This window comes from Lentzea sp. NPDC004782, assembly GCF_040609115.1.
Lineage (GTDB): Bacteria > Actinomycetota > Actinomycetes > Mycobacteriales > Pseudonocardiaceae > Lentzea.
The window spans coordinates 118,727-136,106 of the sequence record NZ_JBEXJN010000027.1 but is presented as its reverse complement, the minus strand read 5'-3'; the positions used below and the strand labels follow the sequence as shown (position 1 = coordinate 136,106).

The following is a 17,380-nucleotide window of genomic DNA, read 5'->3' as shown; positions in this document are numbered from 1 at the left end:
CCCAAACCCAAGACACACAACAAGAAACGGGCCGCCGCTGACGCGGCGACCCGCCCCAAGGAACTCACCCCTGGTTAAAACACCAGGTGGATGAATGAGCCCTTCATCGAGCACCGGGCACGCCTTGACCAGCGGCGGGTGGAAGTCCCTGCGCACCCGCGCGGCGACCCGGTCCGAGACCGCGTTCACCGCGGCGCCACCCGCGGACCGTCCGGGGTGTCCGGCAGCGGCCGGGCCTGGTCGAGCACCTCGTCCGTGTACTTGTCGAGCAACCGAGTGCCGATCTGCTGCGCGTAACCGAAGATGACCGCCCACAACAACAAGGCCGCCGCCGACGGTATCCCGATCAGCCCGCTCGTGACACCGGCTCCCAGCGCGAGAATCCCGACCACCGCCAGCGCCGCGCCGAGCATGATCTTGATCAGGGCCTGGTAGCCGATCATGACGTACGGCGAGAGCGACGGCCGGCGGCGTAAGAGAAGCACCACCGCGGCCAGCACCGCGCCGAACGCGCCGAGCACCTGCACCAGCCACACGTCCACGCCCGTCGCCCTGGCGGTGCCGCCGGGGCACACCGTCGGCAGCGCCTTCTCCTTGGGGTCGACGCAGAGCGGGATGATGCCCGGCTTCACGATGCCGACGACGCCCATGACGGTGTTGATCACGAACAGCACGAGCGACGCCGCGATCAGCTTGTTGCGCAAAGCCCTCGAACCGGCGTGCGCGAAGTCGGAGTTGTCGTAGGCTGCCCGCAACGCGTCGACCACGATCGCGCGCTCGACCGCGGGCGTGAACTCCCCCGGCCGCAGCGCCTCCAGGGCCCGGCGCCGCGGATCGTCGTCGTCCAGGTACTGCGCCACCCGCGCCTGCAGACCGGGCAGCCGCCCCATGAACCCGCGCTCCGCCGAGATCGTCGCCACCTCGGCCTCGTGCAGGGCCCGCCAGGCCCGTTCGATGTACCAGCCCGACCACCACGACGGCACCATGCGCCACCACGGTTCCCGGTCGCTGAGCATCGCGTCCACCACCGCCGCCTGCTCCAGGGCCGTGCGCCGCCACACGTCGCCCTCGGGATCGACCGGATCGGACGGTCCGAGCGCGGCCAGATCCGCGCGGACCCGGTCCAACCGGGACTGCACGACGAGTCGCCAGTCGGTGACTCTGGGTTTGCGCTCGGCCATGTCCCGATGGTGACACCGGGGTCTGACAATTTCCGCAGCCATCCGTGTGACGTGCGGAAACGTCACCCGATCACCAGAGCATCACGCTTTCGCGGCCCGTTCGCGCGCCAAGCGGAACCGCTCGTCGTGGTCGCCGAAGTAGCCCCACGGCCACGTCATCGCACGCGGGCCGCTGCGCGCGATGTGCAGTGCCAGCCGGTCGGTCGCTTTGGCCTCGTAGTAGTACATCGCGAAGATCTGGTGTGCCCACAACGAATGCGGGTGACCGTCGGCGCCCGCGAGCAGCCGGTCGGACGCGGCGTCAGCCTCCGCACGCTGCTTCTTGAGGTACGACGCAGTCAGCACCTGCCACACGCGCGGGACCATGCTGCCGCTCGACAGCTTGTTGAGGTACATCTCGATGTGCGCGATCGGGATCAACGCGAGCAACGGGTGCCCGTCCGGCAGTCCCGCGATGCCCGCGCGGGCGAACGCGAACATCTCTTCGTGGCTGCCGTACCACTTCGCGGCCACCGACTGCAGCCTCCGCAGGTTCGCGTTGACCAGGTCCGGTACCCGTTTCACGACCTCCTCGTAGACCTCCGCCGCCTCGCTGCGATGCGTCGGCGCGCCCAGCGCCACCGGCATCAGGGCGGCCCACGGCGCCACGTCGTCCGGGTCGAGCGATGCCGCGCGGTGCAACGTCCCGCGCGCCCGCTGGGTGAAGTTCACCAGGCCGCGGAACTGCTCCTCGCTCGTGTACTTCGCCCGCGCCGCACCGCGTTCCTGCCAGCCCGCCGTCGTCTGCGCACTGCCGAGCAGCAGCAACAGGTTCACGTCGTCCGGCCGCTCCTCCTCCGCGTCGAGCAACGCGGGCAGCACGACGTTGCCCGCCGCACCGAGCACGTCGACCGCGAGCTCACGGCGGTACGGCTGGTCACGGGTCGCCGCGAGGAAGTCGAGAGCGGGGCCGAGGTCGCCGGACACGAGCGCGAGCGCAGCCTGCATGAGCTCGTCGTCGTCGAACGCGGTGTCGACGTAGGAGGGCAGCAGAGAGGACATGACGCGCACCATAACGCCAGGTCAGACCACAAGTGGCCAATATATACTTGTGGTTATATACACCTGGCGTTATGTTCAGCCGCGTGGACGTCTTCGAGGCCGTGGCCGAACCGAACCGCCGCCACCTGCTGAGCCTGCTGTCCGAACGCGACCGCACCGCGGGCGAGCTCGTCGACAGCCTGCCGACGCTGACCCAGCCCGCCGTGTCCCGCCACCTGCGAGTGCTGCGCGAGGTGGGCCTGGCCGAGGCCCACCCGGACGGTCAGCGCCGCATCTACGCACTGAAACCTGATGGCCTGCAACGCATCGACGACTGGATCACGCCGTACCGCCGCTACTGGCGCAACCACCTCGACGCACTGGAACAGCACCTGGAGGACCAATGACCGACTACGGCACCGTGACCAAGCTCATGCCGACTCGAACACCTGTGTAGAGGTCGTCGTCGCGGATCGGCTGGGACGTGGCCGTGTCCACCAGGAACTCCACGCCATCGTCGGGATCCAGTTCGACACCGGCGACTTCCACAACTCGCGCGACGACGGTCTCCTCGTCGTTGGCGAGGTTCCGAGCGAGCAGGTCCGCGTCGGCGGTTGGCCGCCGTGCGTCGAAGACGGCGAGGAGCACGGCCGCCGGGCGTGGCTTTGGTCGGTCGGCTCACTCGGCGATCACCGCATCCACGGCGGCGCGCACCCGCCCGAGAACACCCAGTTCCCGAGCGAACGCAATCACCTGGCCTGGGCGTGCGCCTCGCCGTTGCAGATACCGGCGCAACGCGGAGAGAGCCAGCGGCTCACCGAGCCGGCCTCTCAACCTCATGAGATCGACAACTGTCCTTTCCGCGTCGTAGATGCGGACGTTCTCGCCTGGCGCCGCCTCCACCGCGGCGAGTCCGAGGTGGAAGGTCGGGGCGCTGAATCGGAAGGCCTCGGTCGGCGGGTAGTCGATACGAGGCGGCCGCTGTCCACGTGGCACCGCGATCTGGATCTCCCCGGGGATCTCGTCGGTGAGGTCGTGGACCTCGGCGGCCGACACGCAGCACACGACCGCGAGCGGCGCCCGCACCGACACCGCGAGCAGGTCAGGCCGCGTCGGAGCCGGCGCGTCCGCTTTGCGGAAGACACCCCTGGAGAGTTCGATCAGGTCGCCCTCGTCGCGAAGGCGGTAGAGAGTGTTGCCAGGTTGAACCGATCTGGCAACACTTCCATCCACCGAGCTAGGCGGTCTGCGAAGGCTCCACCAGCGCACGAAGCCGGGGAGGCATCCTCTTCTCCAACCCGTACGGTTCGAGGTGGGCCTGCAGCACGCCCGTGAACGCCCGCTCCACCGAAGCGGTGTCCCAGTTGTCGCTCTCCAGGATCGGCTGCTTGAAGTACGGCTGCCCCACGATGTGGAGCTGGCGCCCGTTGCAGCGGATGACCTGCCCGGTGATGCCCTCGGCACGGTCGGAGAGCAGGAACAGCACGAGCGGCGCCACCTTGCCCGGCGTCCGGTCGGCGGGAATTGCGCGCAGAGAACGCTCCGACTTCCACACCATCCGCGTGTGGGCGACCGGGCACACGGCGTTCACGCGGATGCCTTCCGACTCCAGGTCGAGCGCCCACGAGTAGCTCAACGACGCCACGGCGCCCTTGGTCGCCGAATAGGTGGCGAGTTTGCGCTGGCCGAAGGAGGCACCGGAAGAAATGTTGATGATGGAGCCACCACCGGTGGTGCGCATCGCGCGCATCGCCGCGATTCCGACATAGATGACGCCGAGGACGTTCACCTCCACGACGTGCTTGATCGTCTCGGGATCGTCTTCCCACGGGGCGGTCTCGTAGTTCAGTCCCGCGTTGTTCACCAGACCGTCGACGCGGCCGAATTCGTCGACGCACAGCTCGACGATCTTGGCTGCCTCGCTCGGGTCGGCCACGGTGTGGGTCGAGGCCACGGCGCGGCCGCCGTAGCCCCTGATGTGCTCGGCAACCCGCTCTGCCAGGTCGCCGTCGTTGTCGTTGACCACCACCGATGCACCCGCGAGGGCAGCGTGCATCGCGTAGGCCTCGCCCAGGCCGCGACCCGCCCCCGTGATGACGACCGCTTTTCCGTCCAGGATCCCCATTGCACGCTCTCTTTCATCACTCGGCGGCGGTTCCCCGAACCCCCCTGCTGGTCCTGTTACCCGCCTTCGACAAGCGTGCGGACGATCCGAAGCGGCGAAGAAGATGTTTCGATGAGAAGTCGCTGCCAAGCGCCCAATGGCGAACCGAGTTCGGCCCGGCAGATGGCCCCGACTAATCGGCCCCATCCGACCCGGGGCTTTGGTCCTAACCCGAACGAGTGACAAAAGAAGGCCGCCTTCCCACGAGGGGAAGGCGGCCGCAAAAACGAGAATTCACCGTTCCGTGTAAGTCAGGTTCCTGCCGGTGGACGGGTCGAAGAGCTGCACCTTGTCCGCGTCGAACCAGATGTCCGCCGAGGCTCCCTCCACCGCGGCCGACGCCGACGACAACCGCGTGACCAGCGAGATGCCGTCACCCGGCACGTCGTCCGATCCCGCGTCCGCCGCCAGCTCCTGCAGCTCGGCCGTGGCCGCCTGCTCTCCCGTGAGGGTGAAGTAGGCGTACTTGTCCGAACCCATCGACTCCAGCACGTCCACCTGCGAGGTGAACCTGCCGCCGGACGACAGCGCCGCCGCGTCGACCAGTGCCGCGTCCTCGAAGTGCTCAGGGCGGATGCCCATGATCACCTCTCGGGGCGCGTCGGCACCCTCCACCAGCTGCCGCACGCGGTCCGTGAGGGTCACGTCGCCCAGCACCGACCGCAACGCGCCGTTCTCCAGCGACGCCGGCACGAAGTTCATCGACGGCGAGCCGATGAAGCCCGCGACGAAGAGGTTGGCCGGGTGGTCGTAGAGGAACTGCGGCGCACCGATCTGCTGCACGACACCGCCGCGCATGACCACGACCCGGTCACCGAGGGTCATCGCCTCGGTCTGGTCGTGCGTCACGTAGACGGTCGTCGTGCCGAGCTGCTTCTGCAGGCGCGACACCGAGGTGCGCATCTGCACGCGCAGCTTGGCGTCCAAGTTGGACAGTGGTTCGTCCATGAGGAACGCCTTGGGACTGCGCACGATCGCGCGGCCCATCGCCACGCGCTGCCGCTGGCCGCCGGACAGGTTCGACGGTTTGCGGTCGAGGTGTTGCGTCAGGTCGAGGATCTCAGCGGCCTCGCGCACCTTGCGCTCGACCGTCGCGTTGTCGACCTTGGCCAGCCGCAACGGGAAGGCCATGTTCTCCTTCACCGTCATGTGCGGGTAGAGCGCGTAGGACTGGAACACCATCGCGATGTCGCGGTCCTTGGGCGCCTTCTCGTTGACGCGCTGCCCGCCGATGCGCAGCTCGCCCTCGGTGATGTCCTCCAGGCCCGCGATCATGTTGAGGGTGGTGGACTTCCCGCAGCCGGACGGCCCGACCAGGATGATGAACTCGCCGTCGGCGATCTCGAGGTTGACCTCCTGCACGGCCAAAGCACCGTCGGGATACCTCTTGCTCACCTTGTCCAGAACGATCTCTGCCATTTGTCAGCTCACCCCTTGACGGCGCCGGAGGTCAGGCCCGCGACGATGCGGCGCTGGAAGAACAACACGAAGAGGATGATCGGGATGGTGATCACGACGGCGGCCGCCGCGATCGACCCGGCCGGGTCCTCGAACTGCGAGCTGCCGGTGAAGAACGACAGCGCCACCGGCACGGTCCGCGACTGCTCGGTCGAGGTGAGCGAGATCGCGAACAGGAAGTCGTTCCAGCAGAAGATGAACACCAGGATCGCCGTCGTGAACACACCGGGCGCGGCCAGCGGCGCGATGACGCGACGGAACGCCTGCCCCGGCGTCGCACCGTCCATCTTCGCCGCCTTCTCGAGCTCCCAGGGGATCTCGCGGAAGAACGCGGACAGGGTGTAGATCGCGAGCGGCAGCGCGAACGTGATGTACGGCAGGATCAGGCCGGGCCACGTGTCGAACAGGCCGAGCGAGCGCTCGATCTCGAACAACGGCGACACCAGCGAGACCTGCGGGAACATCGCGATCAGCAGCGAGACGCCGACCAGCAGGTTCTTGCCGGGGAAGTCGAGCCTGGCGATGGCGTAGGCGGCCATCGTGCCGAACACCACGGCGACCGCCGTGGCGATGATCGCGATGCCGATCGAGTTGATCAGCGCCCGCGTGAACTCGGAGGTGGAGAAGATGTTCTGGTAGTTCTCCAGGCTCCACTCGCGGGGGATGAAGTTGCCGTCCGCCAGCGTCTTGGACGACTTGAACGACAGCGACACGATCCACAGCACCGGGAACAGCGCGTAGATCACGACGACCGCGTTGAGCAGACCCCAGCCGACCTTCTTGCCGGTGGTGTCGGCTCCACCGATGCCTGCCATCTCAGCGCCTCCCGCCGTTGTCGCTGCCGGGCGCGGCAGTGCCGAAGAGCTTGATGAAGATGAACGCGATCGCCGCCACCATCAGGAAGATGAGCACCGACATCGTGGAGCCGATGCCGAGGTTCAGGCCCTTGATGAGGTTGTTGTAGGTCAGCATCGACACCGACGACGTGCCCTGCGAACCCGCGGTGAGCACGAAGAGGTTGTCGAAGATGCGGAACGCGTCCAGCGTGCGGAACAGCAGTGCCACCAGGATCGCCGGCTTCATGATCGGCACGGTGACCTTGATGAACCGCTGCCACGCGCTCGCGCCGTCCATCGCGGCGGCCTTGAGCAGGTCGTCCGGGACGAGTGCGAGCCCGGCCATCAACAGCAGGGCCATGAACGGCGTGGTCTTCCAGATCTCCGCGATGCTCACGACGATCAGCGCGGGGATCTTCTCGGTCAGCACGGGATCGCCGCCGAGGGCCTCCGCGAGGTAGCCGGTGCCGGGTGTCCAGGCGAAGCGCCAGGAGAACGCGGCCACGACCGTGACGATGCCGTACGGGATCAGCGACGACGTCCGCACGATGCCGCGGCCGACGAGCGTGCGGTGCATGATCAGCGCGAGCGACATGCCCAGCACCAGCTCCACCGCGACGGTCACCACGGTCAGGATCACCGTCACGAGCACGGCGTCCCACCAGTACTTGCTGCTCAGCACCGTGACGTAGTTGTCGAACCAGATCCACTCGGTGCGGTCGGGGAACTTCAGGTCGAACCGCTGCATCGACAGCAGGATCGAGTAGAGGATCGGCCAGCCGGTGACCGCGATCATGGTGATCGCGGCCGGCGCGCAGAGCAGCCAGCCGAGCCTGCGCTCGGCCTTCTTGCCCTCGCTCAGCGCCACCTTCTTCTTGGCGGCGACAGGTTCGTCCGCTGTCGCCTCGGTCTTCTCGGCCGTCGCGTGGCTCACGGCAGCACCCCCTTGGAGTCGAGTGCGTTCTGGAGCTCCTGCCGCAGCTCGTCCGCGGTCCTCTGCGGGTCGATGTTCGCGGGCGGCGAGAGGATGGTGGAGATGACGGTGGAGACGTTCTGGTACGCGGGCGTGCGCGGCCGCACGCTGGCGTTCTCCAGCGTCTTGAGGATGTCGTCCTTCATCGGGTACGCGTCGACCATCTCGGGCTCGTCGTAGACGGACTTGATGGTCGGCGGCACACCGTCCTTGAGGGCGGCGAGCTTCTGGCTTTCCGCGCCGCGCAGGCAAAGCACGGCGTCGAAGGACTCGTCCGGGTGAGTCGTGTAGTTGCTGACGGCGTAGTTGATGCCGCCGACGGTGACCTTCGCGGCGTCACCGCTCACGGTGGGGTACGGAGCCCACTTGAAGTTCTTCGCGAAGTCCGGCTTCTTCTGCGCGGCCGCGTAGACGTACGGCCAGTTGAGCTCGAACGCCGCCTTGCCGGACTCCATCAGGAGGCGCGAGGGGTCCTCGGTCGAGTTGGAGAACGACGGGTCGATCGCCTTCGAGGTGGCGAGCTTCTTCAACGCCGCCAACGCCTGCACGGCCTTGTCGTCGACGATCGCCTTGGTGCCGTTCTCGTCGAGGATCGTGCCGCCGCTGGAGTTGACGAGGGTGTTGAACAGCACGACGAGCCCCTCGTACTGCTTGCCCTGTCCCACGATCAGGCCGGGCTTTCCCTGTGCGACCAGGGATTCGGCCGTCGAGATCATCTCGTCCCACGTCTTGGGCGGCGTGGGCACGAGGTCCGAGCGGTACCACAGAAGTTGAACGTTGGTGTTGTCCGGAGCGCCGTACAGCTTGCCCTCGTAGGTGGCCGTGTCGAGCGGCGTCTGCAGCGTGCCGTTCTCCACCTGCGACTTGACCGAGCCGGTGAACTCCTTGATCCAGCCCGCTTTCGCCAGCTCCGCCGTCCAGGTGACGTCGAGAGCGAGGACGTCCATGCTGTCGTCCTCGGCCGCGAGTCTGCGCACCATCTGCTCGCGCTGACCGTCCGCCTCACGCGGCAGCTTGTTGTAGACGATGTGGTAGCGCCCGTTGGCCTTCGCGTTGCAGTTGTCGACGATCGCCTGGAAGTTCTCCTGGTTGTACTTGTAGACGTTCACGGTGATGCCCTGGCCGCCAGACCCGCACGCCGTGAGAGTTGTTGCCGCGAGCATCGCGGCCCCTGCCCCGACGGCGAGTCGATAGCGCCGTGTCGCACCCATCGGCCCTGCCTCCTTCCCGACTACACGGAGGAGCCAGACCGCTGCGCCCGGCACCTCTTCGTGCCACCCGCCCGCACCCGGCGGACCGGTCAACCGAACCTAGGCCTGGTGATCAGGAGCCGCAACCAGCAGGAGCAACGATTCAGAACCAATCGACGTCTTCGCGTCTCAATTGCCGGAACCGGCAGGCCGCATCGCGAGCTTCGCGAGCAGGTCACGCCCCTGCTCAGCCGACTTCGGCTGACACAGCACGTCATACCTGCCCGCAACCAGCTGACTCGCCGACTGGAAGTCCCGCTTGCCGCGCGCCGACCCGTACCCGACCGCCGCGAACACGAGCCCGAAGAACACACCGGTGACCAGACCGGTCAGCACCGGCCCGACCGTGACGCCCGGCTCGGGACTGAACAGGGTGAGCAGCAGCCCCACGAACAGACCGAACCAGGCTCCTGACGCCGCCCCCGTCGCCAGGACACGGCCCCAGGTGAGCTTGCCGGTGACCCGTTCGACCAGCATCAGGTCGACACCGACGATCGTGACGTCCTGCACCGGGAAGTCCTCGACCGCGAGGAAGTCGACCGCTCGTTGAGCCTCCTCGTACGTGGCGTACGAGCCGATCGGCCACCCCGTCGGCGGGGTGGGCAGGCGGGGCGGGACGCCGGGCCGGTTCGGGTTGGCGAACGGACTCGTCACAGGGACCACCTCTGTCGCGACGCGCTGATCGTTCCATCCTGCCAAAGCCCGGTCCGGTGTGCTCAGACGCCTACGGGTGGTTTGCCGGGCTCTTCATGGAGACGTCACCGGCCTCGAACACGATCAAGGCAGACGTCGAGGCCCCTGGGCGGAGCGGTCAGAGCACAACTTCAGATCAGACCGGGGGTCGAGAACACCAGAGAAAACCTGTGCGCGAAGGCGCGGTACGAGCGTGCGTGGACGTCCGTGCTGCCCGCCACCCGCTCCCGCTCCTTCTTCAGCACCTCACCGGCCGCACGCGCGTCACCGTTGAGCACGTGGATGATCGAGAGCTTGCGCGCCCGTTCGAAGTCGAGCAGCGACTCCGGCTTCGCGACGAGCTCGCGGGACAGCGCGTCCCACTTCGCGTACTTGTCGATGTACGGCACGCCGTGCTGCAAGAACGCGCTCACCAACGACGAGGCGACGGGTGCGTGGTCGCCGCCCGGCTCGAACGTCCACCGCCAGACCGGCTTCTCCCCCATCAGGTGACCCAGCGGCGCCGACACGAGCGGGGTGCCGGGGATTCCCACGCCCAGGGCGCGGCAGACCTCGTCGTAGCGGCGGAAGCACACGCCCACCAGCGGGGTGAAGTCGAGCGCTGCCGTGACGCCGAAGCCGAGCCAGCCGGAGCAGCCGTCTCCGCGGTCCTGGAGCCAGACGTGGCCTCGCCGGACGAAACCCGTCCCGCGCAGGGCGGTGTCCACGGCTACCAGCACGTCGGTTTTGGGGGATGGCCTCACGGACGACAGAGTCCCACCGATGATCGGTCAGTGCAGGACGGGCGTGAGGAACTCGGTCAGCTTCCGCACCGCGTCCGCGGGCACGTCGTCGAGGTGTTCGGTGAGCTGCAACAGGATGCGGCCGCCGCCGAGGTGCTCGGCCGAGACGCACGGTGCGGTGGCGCAAACCTCTTGCACACCACCCAAAGCGGCGACCTGACGGGGTCCGAGCAACGTTGCCCAGTGCGGGCCGCGGGCGAACTCCGCTGCGGTGAAAAGGGATTCGTCGAGACCCACGCCCGCGGAGATCTCGTGTGCGGTTCGGACGCCGACGCGGTCGAGGGTGATCCAGCCGCCCGACGCGCGCACCAGTGACGCTCCCGCACGGAACATCGACAGCCAATCCTGTTGCACGGCATGAGAAATCCAGCCGCGGAACAAGGCGCGGGACGCGGTGACCACGATCTGGTGCGGGAACGCCGGGTCGTCCTTCAGCAGGATCTCCGCGCACCAGCCGCCGTCGACGAGCGGCAGGCCCTGCGAGTCGAGCTGGACCAGTTGCACGCGCAGGAAGGACGGCAGGTCCGCCAGCGCCGACTCCCACGACGGGATGGTGAAGTCACCCGAAGAGAGCAGCAGGCGGGCGTAACCGGGTGGGCCCCACGGCGTTGTATCGGATGGCCGGTAGTCGCGGGCGACGGCGATCAGCTCCGCCACCGAGGCGGGGCACAGGGGCGCCAGGAGGTCGGTGAAGACGGCGCCGAACCACGTGGCCAGCGCGGGACGGTCGACGCCGGAGAACGTGTCCAGCTCAAGGCGGACCACGTGTGGCGGCGACACAGGTCTCGGAAGCGTCAGATCTGTGCTCAAAGTGAGCGAACCCTATGGCTCCCGGCCGGAAATCGTCAGGGGCCACTCTCGTGAAAGAATGGCCCCTAACGGGCGAACGTCTAGCCGCGCGACTGGTAGTCGCGGAGCAGGCCGCGGGAGATGATCGTCTTCTGGATCTCCGAGGTGCCCTCGCCGATCAGCAGGAACGGCGCCTCGCGCATCAGGCGCTCGATTTCATATTCCTTGGAATAGCCGTAGCCGCCGTGGATGCGGAACGCCTCCTGCGTCACCTCGGCGCAGTACTCGGACGCGATGAGCTTGGCCATGCCGGCCTCGACGTCGTTGCGCTGACCCGAGTCCTTCAGGCGCGCGGCGTTGACCATCATCAGGTGCGCCGCCTCGACCTTGGTGGCCATCTCGGCGAGCTTGAACGCGATGGCCTGGTGCTCGACGATCGGCTTGCCGAACGTCTTGCGCTGCTGGGAGTACTCGATGGCGAGCTCGAACGCGCGGATCGCGATGCCGCACGCGCGGGCCGCCACGTTCACGCGGCCGACCTCGACGCCGTCCATCATGTGGCGGAAGCCCTGGCCGGAGACGCCGCCGAGGATCTGCTCGGCCGGGATCTCGAAGCCGTCGAACACCATCTCGGTGGTGTCGACGCCCTTGTAGCCCATCTTGTCGATCTTGCCGGGGATCGTGAGGCCCGGCAGGACCTCTCCGTAGCCCTCGGGCTTCTCGACCAGGAACGTCGTGAGGTTCTGGTGCGGTTTCTCGGCGCCCTCGTCGGTCTTCACGAGCACCGCGGTCAGGTTGGACGTGCCACCGTTGGTCAGCCACATCTTCTGACCGTTGACGGTGTAGCCGGACTCGCCCCTGACCGCGCGGGTGCGGATCGCCGCGACGTCGGAGCCGAGTTCCGGCTCGGACATGGAGAACGAGCCGCGCACCTCGCCGGCGGCCATGCGCGGCAGGTACTTCTGCTTCTGCTCGGGCGTGCCGTGCTGCTTGAGCATGTGCGCCACGATGAAGTGGGTGTTGATGACGCCGGAGACGCTCATCCAGCCGCGCGCGATCTGCTCGACGACCAGCGCGTAGGTCAGCAGGGACTCGCCGAGGCCGCCGTACTCCTCCGGGATCGTCAGGCCGAAGAGGCCCATTTCCTTCATGCCCTCGACGATGTCGGCGGGGTACGTGTCGCCGTGCTCCAGCGTCTGGGCGTGCGGAATGATTTCCTTGTCCACGAACGTGCGAACGGTCGCGAGGATTTCTTCCTGGATGTCCGTGAGACCCGCGGTCTGGGCGAGGCGCGCCATCGCACTTCCCTTCCAAGGCTTGAGTTACCGGCGAGTATGGACCGGTTAACGCCCGTTTGCGACCGCGTTGTGCTCTCCGCAACACAGCCGCGCCCGCTGTACCGAAACAGCATCCCTGACTGGTGGAATCGCGCACCCACGTGCGACGAACTGGGCCGGAGGACCTTAAGATCCCGGCTCACCACTTCTAGGGGGAGCAGCAATGACGTACGACCCGTACAACGCGAAGCAGCCGGGCGACCCGTACGACCAAGGACAGCCCTACGGCCAGCAACCGGGCCAGCCCTACGGCCAGCCGGCGTACGGCCAGCAGCCCATGTACGGCTACGGCTACCCGCCACCCCAGCCGAAGCCGCAGCAGAACGCGATCCTCTCGCTCGTGCTGTCGTGCGTCGGGTTCATCACCTGCGGCCTGACCGCCATCGGTGGCGTCATCTTCGGCCACATCGCGATGAAGAAGACGGCGAGGGGCGAGGAGGACGGGCGCGGCATGGCCATCGCCGGCCTCGTCATCGGCTACGTCGTCATCGTCGGCTGGCTGGCCTACTGGGCGTTCATCGTCATCGCGATCATCGCAGCGGCCAAGGGCGGCTCGATCCGCTGACGGACCCGCCGGAGGGCTCAGCCCGCGAGGGCGATCTCCAGGGTGCCACCGCAGTGGCGGCAGACGTCGGCGAACACGTGGACGTCGGCATCGCATCCCGGGCAGCTGCGGAAGCTGCGCTCGAGCAGGTCGTCTTCGCGGCGCTTGAAGAGCCGCAACCGTCTGCTCGCCTTGCCGTTACTCGAACGTGACATGCCCACGAGCATGCACCCGCACCGGGGCAAGATCGCAAACTTCGGTGACGGATTGTGCGCCACTTCACCCGTTTTGAACGCAACCTGTGACGGTCGAACACGTCCAGTAACAGTCGGGGTGAAATAGCGCACAATCCGTAACGGGACTAATCCTCCGGCGGCGTCCACACGTTCGACCGCGACATGCCGGCGGCGCGACCCTTGCCGGAGATCACCAACGCCATCTTCCGGGACGCCTCGTCGATCATCTCGTCGCCGAGCATCACCGCACCGCGCTTACCGCCCGCCTCGGACGTGTAGTACTCGTACGCGTCGAGGATGTTCTCGGCGTGGTCGTAGTCGTCCTGCTTCGGGCTGAAGACCTCGTTGGCCGCGTCGATCTGGCCGGGGTGCAGCACCCACTTGCCGTCGAAGCCCAGCGCCGCGGAACGACCGGCGACGCGCTTGTAGCCCTCGACGTCGCGGATCTGCAGGTAGGGGCCGTCGATGGCCTGCTTGTCGTGGGCCCGCGCGGCCATCAGGATCCGCATCAGGATGTAGTGGTAGGCGTCGCCGACGTCGTAGCCGGGCGGCTGCTCACCGACGACCAGCGACTTCATGTTGATGGACGCCATGAAGTCCGCCGGGCCGAAGATGATCGTCTCGACGCGCGGGGACGCGGTGGCGATCGCGTTGACGTTGTTCAGGCCCAGGGCGTTCTCGATCTGCGCCTCGATGCCGATCCTGCCGACCTCGTAGCCCATGGTCTTCTCGATCTGGGTGATCAGGAAGTCGAGGGCGACGATCTGCTCGGGCGTCTGGACCTTCGGCAGCATGATGCAGTCGAGGTTCGCGCCGGCGCCCTCGACGACCTCGGTGACGTCGCGGTAGGTCCACTCCGTCGTCCAGTCGTTGACGCGCACGACGCGGGCCTTCGAGCCCCAGCCGCCTTCGTTCAGGGACGCGACGATCGTCTTGCGGGCGTCCGGCTTGGCCAGCGGGGCGCAGGCGTCCTCCAGGTCCAGGAACACCTGGTCCGCCGGCAGCGTGCGCGCCTTGTCGATCATCTTCTGGCTCGAACCTGGAACCGCCAGACACGAGCGACGGGGACGCTGCTGGTCGACCACTGGAGTACCTCCTCGTACCGGCCGGTAACTATGTGCGCCACAGTGGCACGCATCATCTCCGGGCGCATATTCGCTGAGTCCCGTTTCACAAACCCTGGCAGGCTGAACCGGTGGAGATCACTCGAATCCTGGACGCGGCGCTGCGAAAGGCGGCCGCCGTGTGGATCACCTCACCCGGTCACGAACCACGCCTCGTGCACGCGCACTGGCGTGACGACGCCCTGTGGGTCATCACCGGCGGCACCGAGCAAGAGGTGCCGGGGCTGGCCGAAGGAGCCGAGGTCACCGTCACCGTGCGCTCCCCCAGCACGCATTCGCATCTCATCGACGCCCAGGCCGTCGCCCGGCTGACCGAGCCCGACGAGGAGACGGCGCAGGCGTTGAAAACCGCGCGCCTCAACACGAAACCGGAGTGGGAAGCGGTGTACTGCCTGGAGTTCAGCGCATGATCACCGTCCCGGAGGGCTTCGGCGAGGTCCTCGGCGACCGTGCGGACGAGTGGGTGGCCTCGCTGCCGAAGCTCGCCACCAAGGCGTGCTCGCGGTGGCGGCTCACCCCGGACGGGCCGTTGCTGAACGGGATGTGCGCCGTCGTGCTCCCGGTCCGGCGGGCCGACGGGCACCCGGCGGCCCTCAAGATCACCTGGGTCGGCGACGAGACCGAGAACGAACCGCTGGCGCTGCGGCTCTACGACGGCGAGGGCGCGGTCCGGCTGCTCGACCACGACGAGGAGCTCGGCGCCCTGTTGCTCGAACGCCTCGACCACACCCATTCGCTGAACGACGAACCGATCGAGAAGGCCGTCGAGGTGATCGGTTCGCTGCTGCGGCGCCATCGCGACCTCGAAGCGCCGGCGGAGGTCCGCAGGTTCGAGGGCAAGGTGCGCGAACATCCGGCGATACCGCGCAAAATGCTCGACGCCGCACGTGATGTTGCCGACACGAGGTCGATGGGCAGCACGCTGGTGAACGAGGACCTGCACTACGAGAACGTGCTGCGCGGCGACCGCGAACCGTGGTTGATGATCGACCCGAAACCGCTGTCGGGTGACCGCGAGTACAGCATGATTCCGTTGCTGTGGAACAGGTTCGAAGAGCTGGACGGTCGCAGGGGGCTGAACGACCGGTTCCTCGCGCTGTGCGACGCGGGCGAGCTCGACGTGGCGAAGGCGCGGGACTGGACATTTTATCGAGCCGTGGTGAACTGGGTGTGGTGTCTGGAGGAGAACCTGTCGGACCTGGCGGTGATCTGCGCCGAGATCGCCGGGTGGTCGATCAGAACCTGATCTAGCCTGGTTCTCGTGGTGGCTGTGAACCGGGTCTACATCGCTCAGCTGGCCGGACTCCCCGTGTTCGGCCCCGACGGCGAGCCCATCGGCAAGGCCCGCGACGTCGTGATCAGTCTTCGCATCGACCGGCAACCGCCGCGGGTGCTCGGCATGGTCGTCGAGCTGGCGACCCGCCGGCGGATCTTCGTGCCGATGCTGCGACTCACCTCGATCGAGCCGAACGCCGTGACGCTCGCGACCGGGTCGGTGAACCTGCGGCCGTTCCACCAGCGCGTCAACGAGGTCCTGGTGATCGGCGAGGTGCTCGACGCGAAGATCCGGCTGGAGGACGGCAGCACGGCGATCGTGGTGGACGCCGCGATGGAGCTGACCCGCACCCGCGACTGGCGGATGATCAAGGTGGCAGCCCGGCAGCGCACCGGCAGGTTCGGTCTCAAGGGGCCCGTGCAGGTGTGGCAGTGGGAGGACGTCGGCGGCCTGAGCGTCAACGAGCTCTCGGGCCAGCCGCAGGGCGCGCAACAGCTCGTCGCGGTGTTCGAGGGCATGCGCGCGGCGGACGTCGCGAACGCGTTGCACGAGCTGCCGCCCAAGCGCCGCTACGAGGTCGCCGACGCGCTGGACGACGAACGGCTCGCGGACGTCATCGAGGAACTGTCCGAAGAGGACCAGAAGGACGTCCTGTCGCACCTCGACGAGGAACGCGCCGCGGACATCCTGGAGGCGATGAACCCGGACGACGCGGCGGACCTGCTGGGCGAGCTGGCCGAGGGCACCAAGGACCGGCTGCTGGAGCTGATGGAACCGGAGGAGTCGGAACCGGTCCGGCGCCTGCTGGAGTACTCGTTCGACACCGCCGGCGGTCTGATGACCCCGGAACCGATCATCCTCACGCCGGACGCGACGATCGCGGAAGCGTTGGCACGAGTGCGAAATCCCGATCTGACGCCCGCGCTGGCCTCGATGGTGTTCGTGTGCCGCTCGCCGTCGGCGACCCCGACCGGCCGCTACCTCGGCTGCGTGCACATCCAACGGCTGCTGCGCGAACCGCCGTTCGACCTCGTCGCCGGCGTGGTCGACACGAGCATGGCGCGCCTGTCGCCGAACGCCTCGCTGAGCGACGTCACCCGCTACTTCGCGACGTACAACCTGGTGTGCGCCCCGGTGCTCGACGAGACCGAGCACCTGCTCGGCGCCGTCACCGTGGACGACGTGCTGGACCACCTGCTGCCGGACAACTGGCGTGAGACGGGGCTGAGCCATGCCTGAACTGCTGCCAAGGCGGCGACTCGACCAGCCGCGCGGGCCGCGGGGCTTCCGCCTGTCGATCGACCCGGACGCGTTCGGTCAGTTCTCCGAGCGGCTCGCGCGCTTCCTCGGCACGGGCAAGTTCCTGTTCTGGCAGACGCTGTTCGTCGCCGTCTGGATCGCGCTGAACCTGTTCGCGGTGTCGCTGCAGTGGGACCCGTACCCGTTCATCCTGCTGAACCTGGCGTTCTCGACCCAGGCCGCCTACGCGGCGCCGTTGATCCTGCTGGCGCAGAACCGGCAGGACGACCGGGACCGGGTGTCGCTGGAGGAGGACCGGGCGCGGGCGGCGCAGACCAAGGCGGACACGGAGTTCCTGGCCCGTGAGCTGGCGGCGTTGCGGCTCGCGGTGGGTGAGGTGGCGACGCGCGACTTCATCCGCGGTGAGCTGGAGAAGCTGGTGAAGGAGCAGAACAACGCCCGCAAGGTGCGGCCGTGA

At 67.6% G+C, this 17,380-nt stretch carries 22 protein-coding genes; 6 read left to right on the top strand and 16 right to left on the bottom strand.

Annotation, left to right across the window (positions count from 1 at the left end; all coding sequences use genetic code 11):
* The 3 genes from ABZV40_RS25275 to ABZV40_RS25265 form a co-directional block, all read right to left on the bottom strand.
* On the bottom strand, window positions 1–189 hold a 189-nt coding region (locus ABZV40_RS25275), incomplete at its 3' end, for a hypothetical protein (protein WP_355446153.1).
* Complete coding sequence (locus tag ABZV40_RS25270; RefSeq protein ID WP_355446150.1) at window positions 186–1,181, bottom strand: hypothetical protein; 996 nt, start codon at window positions 1,179–1,181, stop codon at window positions 186–188. The genes ABZV40_RS25270 and ABZV40_RS25275, both read right to left, overlap by 4 nt.
* Window positions 1,182–1,262: 81 nt before the next feature.
* Window positions 1,263–2,222 carry a hypothetical protein gene (locus tag ABZV40_RS25265; RefSeq protein WP_355446147.1) on the bottom strand — a complete coding sequence of 320 codons (960 nt, stop codon included), beginning with the start codon at window positions 2,220–2,222 and terminating at the stop codon, window positions 1,263–1,265.
* 83 nt (window positions 2,223–2,305) lie between these two features.
* Here ABZV40_RS25265 and ABZV40_RS25260 point away from each other — a divergent pair, with 83 nt between their 5' ends.
* The gene (locus ABZV40_RS25260; protein ID WP_355446144.1) at window positions 2,306–2,608 is read left to right on the top strand and encodes a metalloregulator ArsR/SmtB family transcription factor; all 303 of its coding nucleotides are present in this window, start codon (window positions 2,306–2,308) and stop codon (window positions 2,606–2,608) included.
* A 4-nt stretch (window positions 2,609–2,612) separates the two neighbouring features.
* On the opposite strand, the gene ABZV40_RS25255 is transcribed toward ABZV40_RS25260, so the two are convergent.
* From ABZV40_RS25255 to ABZV40_RS25205, 11 genes are all read right to left on the bottom strand, one after another.
* Window positions 2,613–2,849: a hypothetical protein gene (locus ABZV40_RS25255; RefSeq protein ID WP_355446141.1), complete on the bottom strand. Its 237-nt coding sequence runs from the start codon at window positions 2,847–2,849 to the stop codon at window positions 2,613–2,615.
* A gap of 30 nt (window positions 2,850–2,879) precedes the next feature.
* On the bottom strand, window positions 2,880–3,434 hold the full coding sequence (locus ABZV40_RS25250; RefSeq protein ID WP_355446139.1) for a hypothetical protein: 555 nt from the start codon (window positions 3,432–3,434) through the stop codon (window positions 2,880–2,882).
* A 4-nt stretch (window positions 3,435–3,438) separates the two neighbouring features.
* Window positions 3,439–4,326, bottom strand: coding sequence for an SDR family oxidoreductase (locus tag ABZV40_RS25245; protein WP_355446136.1), 888 nt, complete (start codon window positions 4,324–4,326; stop codon window positions 3,439–3,441).
* A gap of 273 nt (window positions 4,327–4,599) precedes the next feature.
* On the bottom strand, window positions 4,600–5,784 hold the full coding sequence (gene ugpC, locus ABZV40_RS25240; RefSeq protein WP_355446133.1) for a sn-glycerol-3-phosphate ABC transporter ATP-binding protein UgpC: 1,185 nt from the start codon (window positions 5,782–5,784) through the stop codon (window positions 4,600–4,602).
* A gap of 8 nt (window positions 5,785–5,792) precedes the next feature.
* Window positions 5,793–6,638 (bottom strand): carbohydrate ABC transporter permease, encoded by an 846-nt coding sequence (locus tag ABZV40_RS25235; protein ID WP_355446131.1) that lies wholly within the window; start codon window positions 6,636–6,638, stop codon window positions 5,793–5,795.
* A 1-nt stretch (window position 6,639) separates the two neighbouring features.
* Window positions 6,640–7,527: a sugar ABC transporter permease gene (locus ABZV40_RS25230; RefSeq protein WP_355446170.1), complete on the bottom strand. Its 888-nt coding sequence runs from the start codon at window positions 7,525–7,527 to the stop codon at window positions 6,640–6,642.
* A 62-nt stretch (window positions 7,528–7,589) separates the two neighbouring features.
* Entirely contained in the window at window positions 7,590–8,843 is a 1,254-nt protein-coding gene (locus ABZV40_RS25225; RefSeq protein WP_355446128.1) for an ABC transporter substrate-binding protein, read from the bottom strand.
* A 168-nt stretch (window positions 8,844–9,011) separates the two neighbouring features.
* Window positions 9,012–9,545 (bottom strand): general stress protein, encoded by a 534-nt coding sequence (locus tag ABZV40_RS25220; protein ID WP_355446125.1) that lies wholly within the window; start codon window positions 9,543–9,545, stop codon window positions 9,012–9,014.
* Between the two features lie 161 nt (window positions 9,546–9,706).
* Entirely contained in the window at window positions 9,707–10,318 is a 612-nt protein-coding gene (locus ABZV40_RS25215) for a hypothetical protein (protein WP_355446122.1), read from the bottom strand.
* A 27-nt stretch (window positions 10,319–10,345) separates the two neighbouring features.
* Window positions 10,346–11,122, bottom strand: a complete 777-nt coding sequence (locus ABZV40_RS25210) for a hypothetical protein (protein WP_355446119.1) — start codon at window positions 11,120–11,122, stop codon at window positions 10,346–10,348.
* Between the two features lie 125 nt (window positions 11,123–11,247).
* Window positions 11,248–12,444 (bottom strand): acyl-CoA dehydrogenase family protein, encoded by a 1,197-nt coding sequence (locus ABZV40_RS25205; protein WP_355446116.1) that lies wholly within the window; start codon window positions 12,442–12,444, stop codon window positions 11,248–11,250.
* A 202-nt stretch (window positions 12,445–12,646) separates the two neighbouring features.
* On the opposite strand from ABZV40_RS25205, the gene ABZV40_RS25200 reads away from it, so the two are divergent.
* Complete coding sequence (locus ABZV40_RS25200) at window positions 12,647–13,048, top strand: DUF4190 domain-containing protein (RefSeq protein ID WP_355446113.1); 402 nt, start codon at window positions 12,647–12,649, stop codon at window positions 13,046–13,048.
* A 17-nt stretch (window positions 13,049–13,065) separates the two neighbouring features.
* Here ABZV40_RS25200 and ABZV40_RS25195 read toward each other — a convergent pair whose 3' ends face one another.
* Both ABZV40_RS25195 and ABZV40_RS25190 read right to left on the bottom strand, forming a co-directional pair.
* Window positions 13,066–13,242, bottom strand: a complete 177-nt coding sequence (locus ABZV40_RS25195; protein WP_156213196.1) for a hypothetical protein — start codon at window positions 13,240–13,242, stop codon at window positions 13,066–13,068.
* A 146-nt stretch (window positions 13,243–13,388) separates the two neighbouring features.
* On the bottom strand, window positions 13,389–14,348 hold the full coding sequence (locus ABZV40_RS25190) for a CoA ester lyase (RefSeq protein WP_355446110.1): 960 nt from the start codon (window positions 14,346–14,348) through the stop codon (window positions 13,389–13,391).
* A 110-nt stretch (window positions 14,349–14,458) separates the two neighbouring features.
* On the opposite strand from ABZV40_RS25190, the gene ABZV40_RS25185 reads away from it, so the two are divergent.
* The 4 genes from ABZV40_RS25185 to ABZV40_RS25170 are packed head-to-tail and all read left to right on the top strand — an operon-like array spanning window position 14,459 to window position 17,380.
* The gene (locus tag ABZV40_RS25185) at window positions 14,459–14,797 is read left to right on the top strand and encodes a hypothetical protein (protein ID WP_355446107.1); all 339 of its coding nucleotides are present in this window, start codon (window positions 14,459–14,461) and stop codon (window positions 14,795–14,797) included.
* The gene (locus ABZV40_RS25180; RefSeq protein WP_355446104.1) at window positions 14,794–15,633 is read left to right on the top strand and encodes an aminoglycoside phosphotransferase family protein; all 840 of its coding nucleotides are present in this window, start codon (window positions 14,794–14,796) and stop codon (window positions 15,631–15,633) included. Before ABZV40_RS25185 ends, ABZV40_RS25180 begins: the two co-directional genes overlap by 4 nt.
* Before the next feature lie 15 nt (window positions 15,634–15,648).
* On the top strand, window positions 15,649–16,902 hold the full coding sequence (locus ABZV40_RS25175) for a CBS domain-containing protein (protein WP_355446101.1): 1,254 nt from the start codon (window positions 15,649–15,651) through the stop codon (window positions 16,900–16,902).
* Window positions 16,895–17,380, top strand: coding sequence for a DUF1003 domain-containing protein (locus ABZV40_RS25170; protein WP_355446098.1), 486 nt, complete (start codon window positions 16,895–16,897; stop codon window positions 17,378–17,380). Before ABZV40_RS25175 ends, ABZV40_RS25170 begins: the two co-directional genes overlap by 8 nt.

What these genes read in the sequence shown, in the direction of transcription:
- ABZV40_RS25270 (WP_355446150.1), bottom strand. Translation starts at nt 1,181, where the DNA reads ATGGCCGAGCGCAAACCCAGAGTCACCGACTGGCGACTCGTCGTGCAG.
- ABZV40_RS25265 (WP_355446147.1), bottom strand. Translation starts at nt 2,222, where the DNA reads ATGTCCTCTCTGCTGCCCTCCTACGTCGACACCGCGTTCGACGACGAC.
- ABZV40_RS25245 (WP_355446136.1), bottom strand. Translation starts at nt 4,326, where the DNA reads ATGGGGATCCTGGACGGAAAAGCGGTCGTCATCACGGGGGCGGGTCGC.
- ugpC (WP_355446133.1), bottom strand. Translation starts at nt 5,784, where the DNA reads ATGGCAGAGATCGTTCTGGACAAGGTGAGCAAGAGGTATCCCGACGGT.
- ABZV40_RS25235 (WP_355446131.1), bottom strand. Translation starts at nt 6,638, where the DNA reads ATGGCAGGCATCGGTGGAGCCGACACCACCGGCAAGAAGGTCGGCTGG.
- ABZV40_RS25225 (WP_355446128.1), bottom strand. Translation starts at nt 8,843, where the DNA reads ATGGGTGCGACACGGCGCTATCGACTCGCCGTCGGGGCAGGGGCCGCG.
- ABZV40_RS25205 (WP_355446116.1), bottom strand. Translation starts at nt 12,444, where the DNA reads ATGGCGCGCCTCGCCCAGACCGCGGGTCTCACGGACATCCAGGAAGAA.
- ABZV40_RS25200 (WP_355446113.1), top strand. Translation starts at nt 12,647, where the DNA reads ATGACGTACGACCCGTACAACGCGAAGCAGCCGGGCGACCCGTACGAC.
- ABZV40_RS25195 (WP_156213196.1), bottom strand. Translation starts at nt 13,242, where the DNA reads ATGTCACGTTCGAGTAACGGCAAGGCGAGCAGACGGTTGCGGCTCTTC.
- ABZV40_RS25180 (WP_355446104.1), top strand. Translation starts at nt 14,794, where the DNA reads ATGATCACCGTCCCGGAGGGCTTCGGCGAGGTCCTCGGCGACCGTGCG.
- ABZV40_RS25170 (WP_355446098.1), top strand. Translation starts at nt 16,895, where the DNA reads ATGCCTGAACTGCTGCCAAGGCGGCGACTCGACCAGCCGCGCGGGCCG.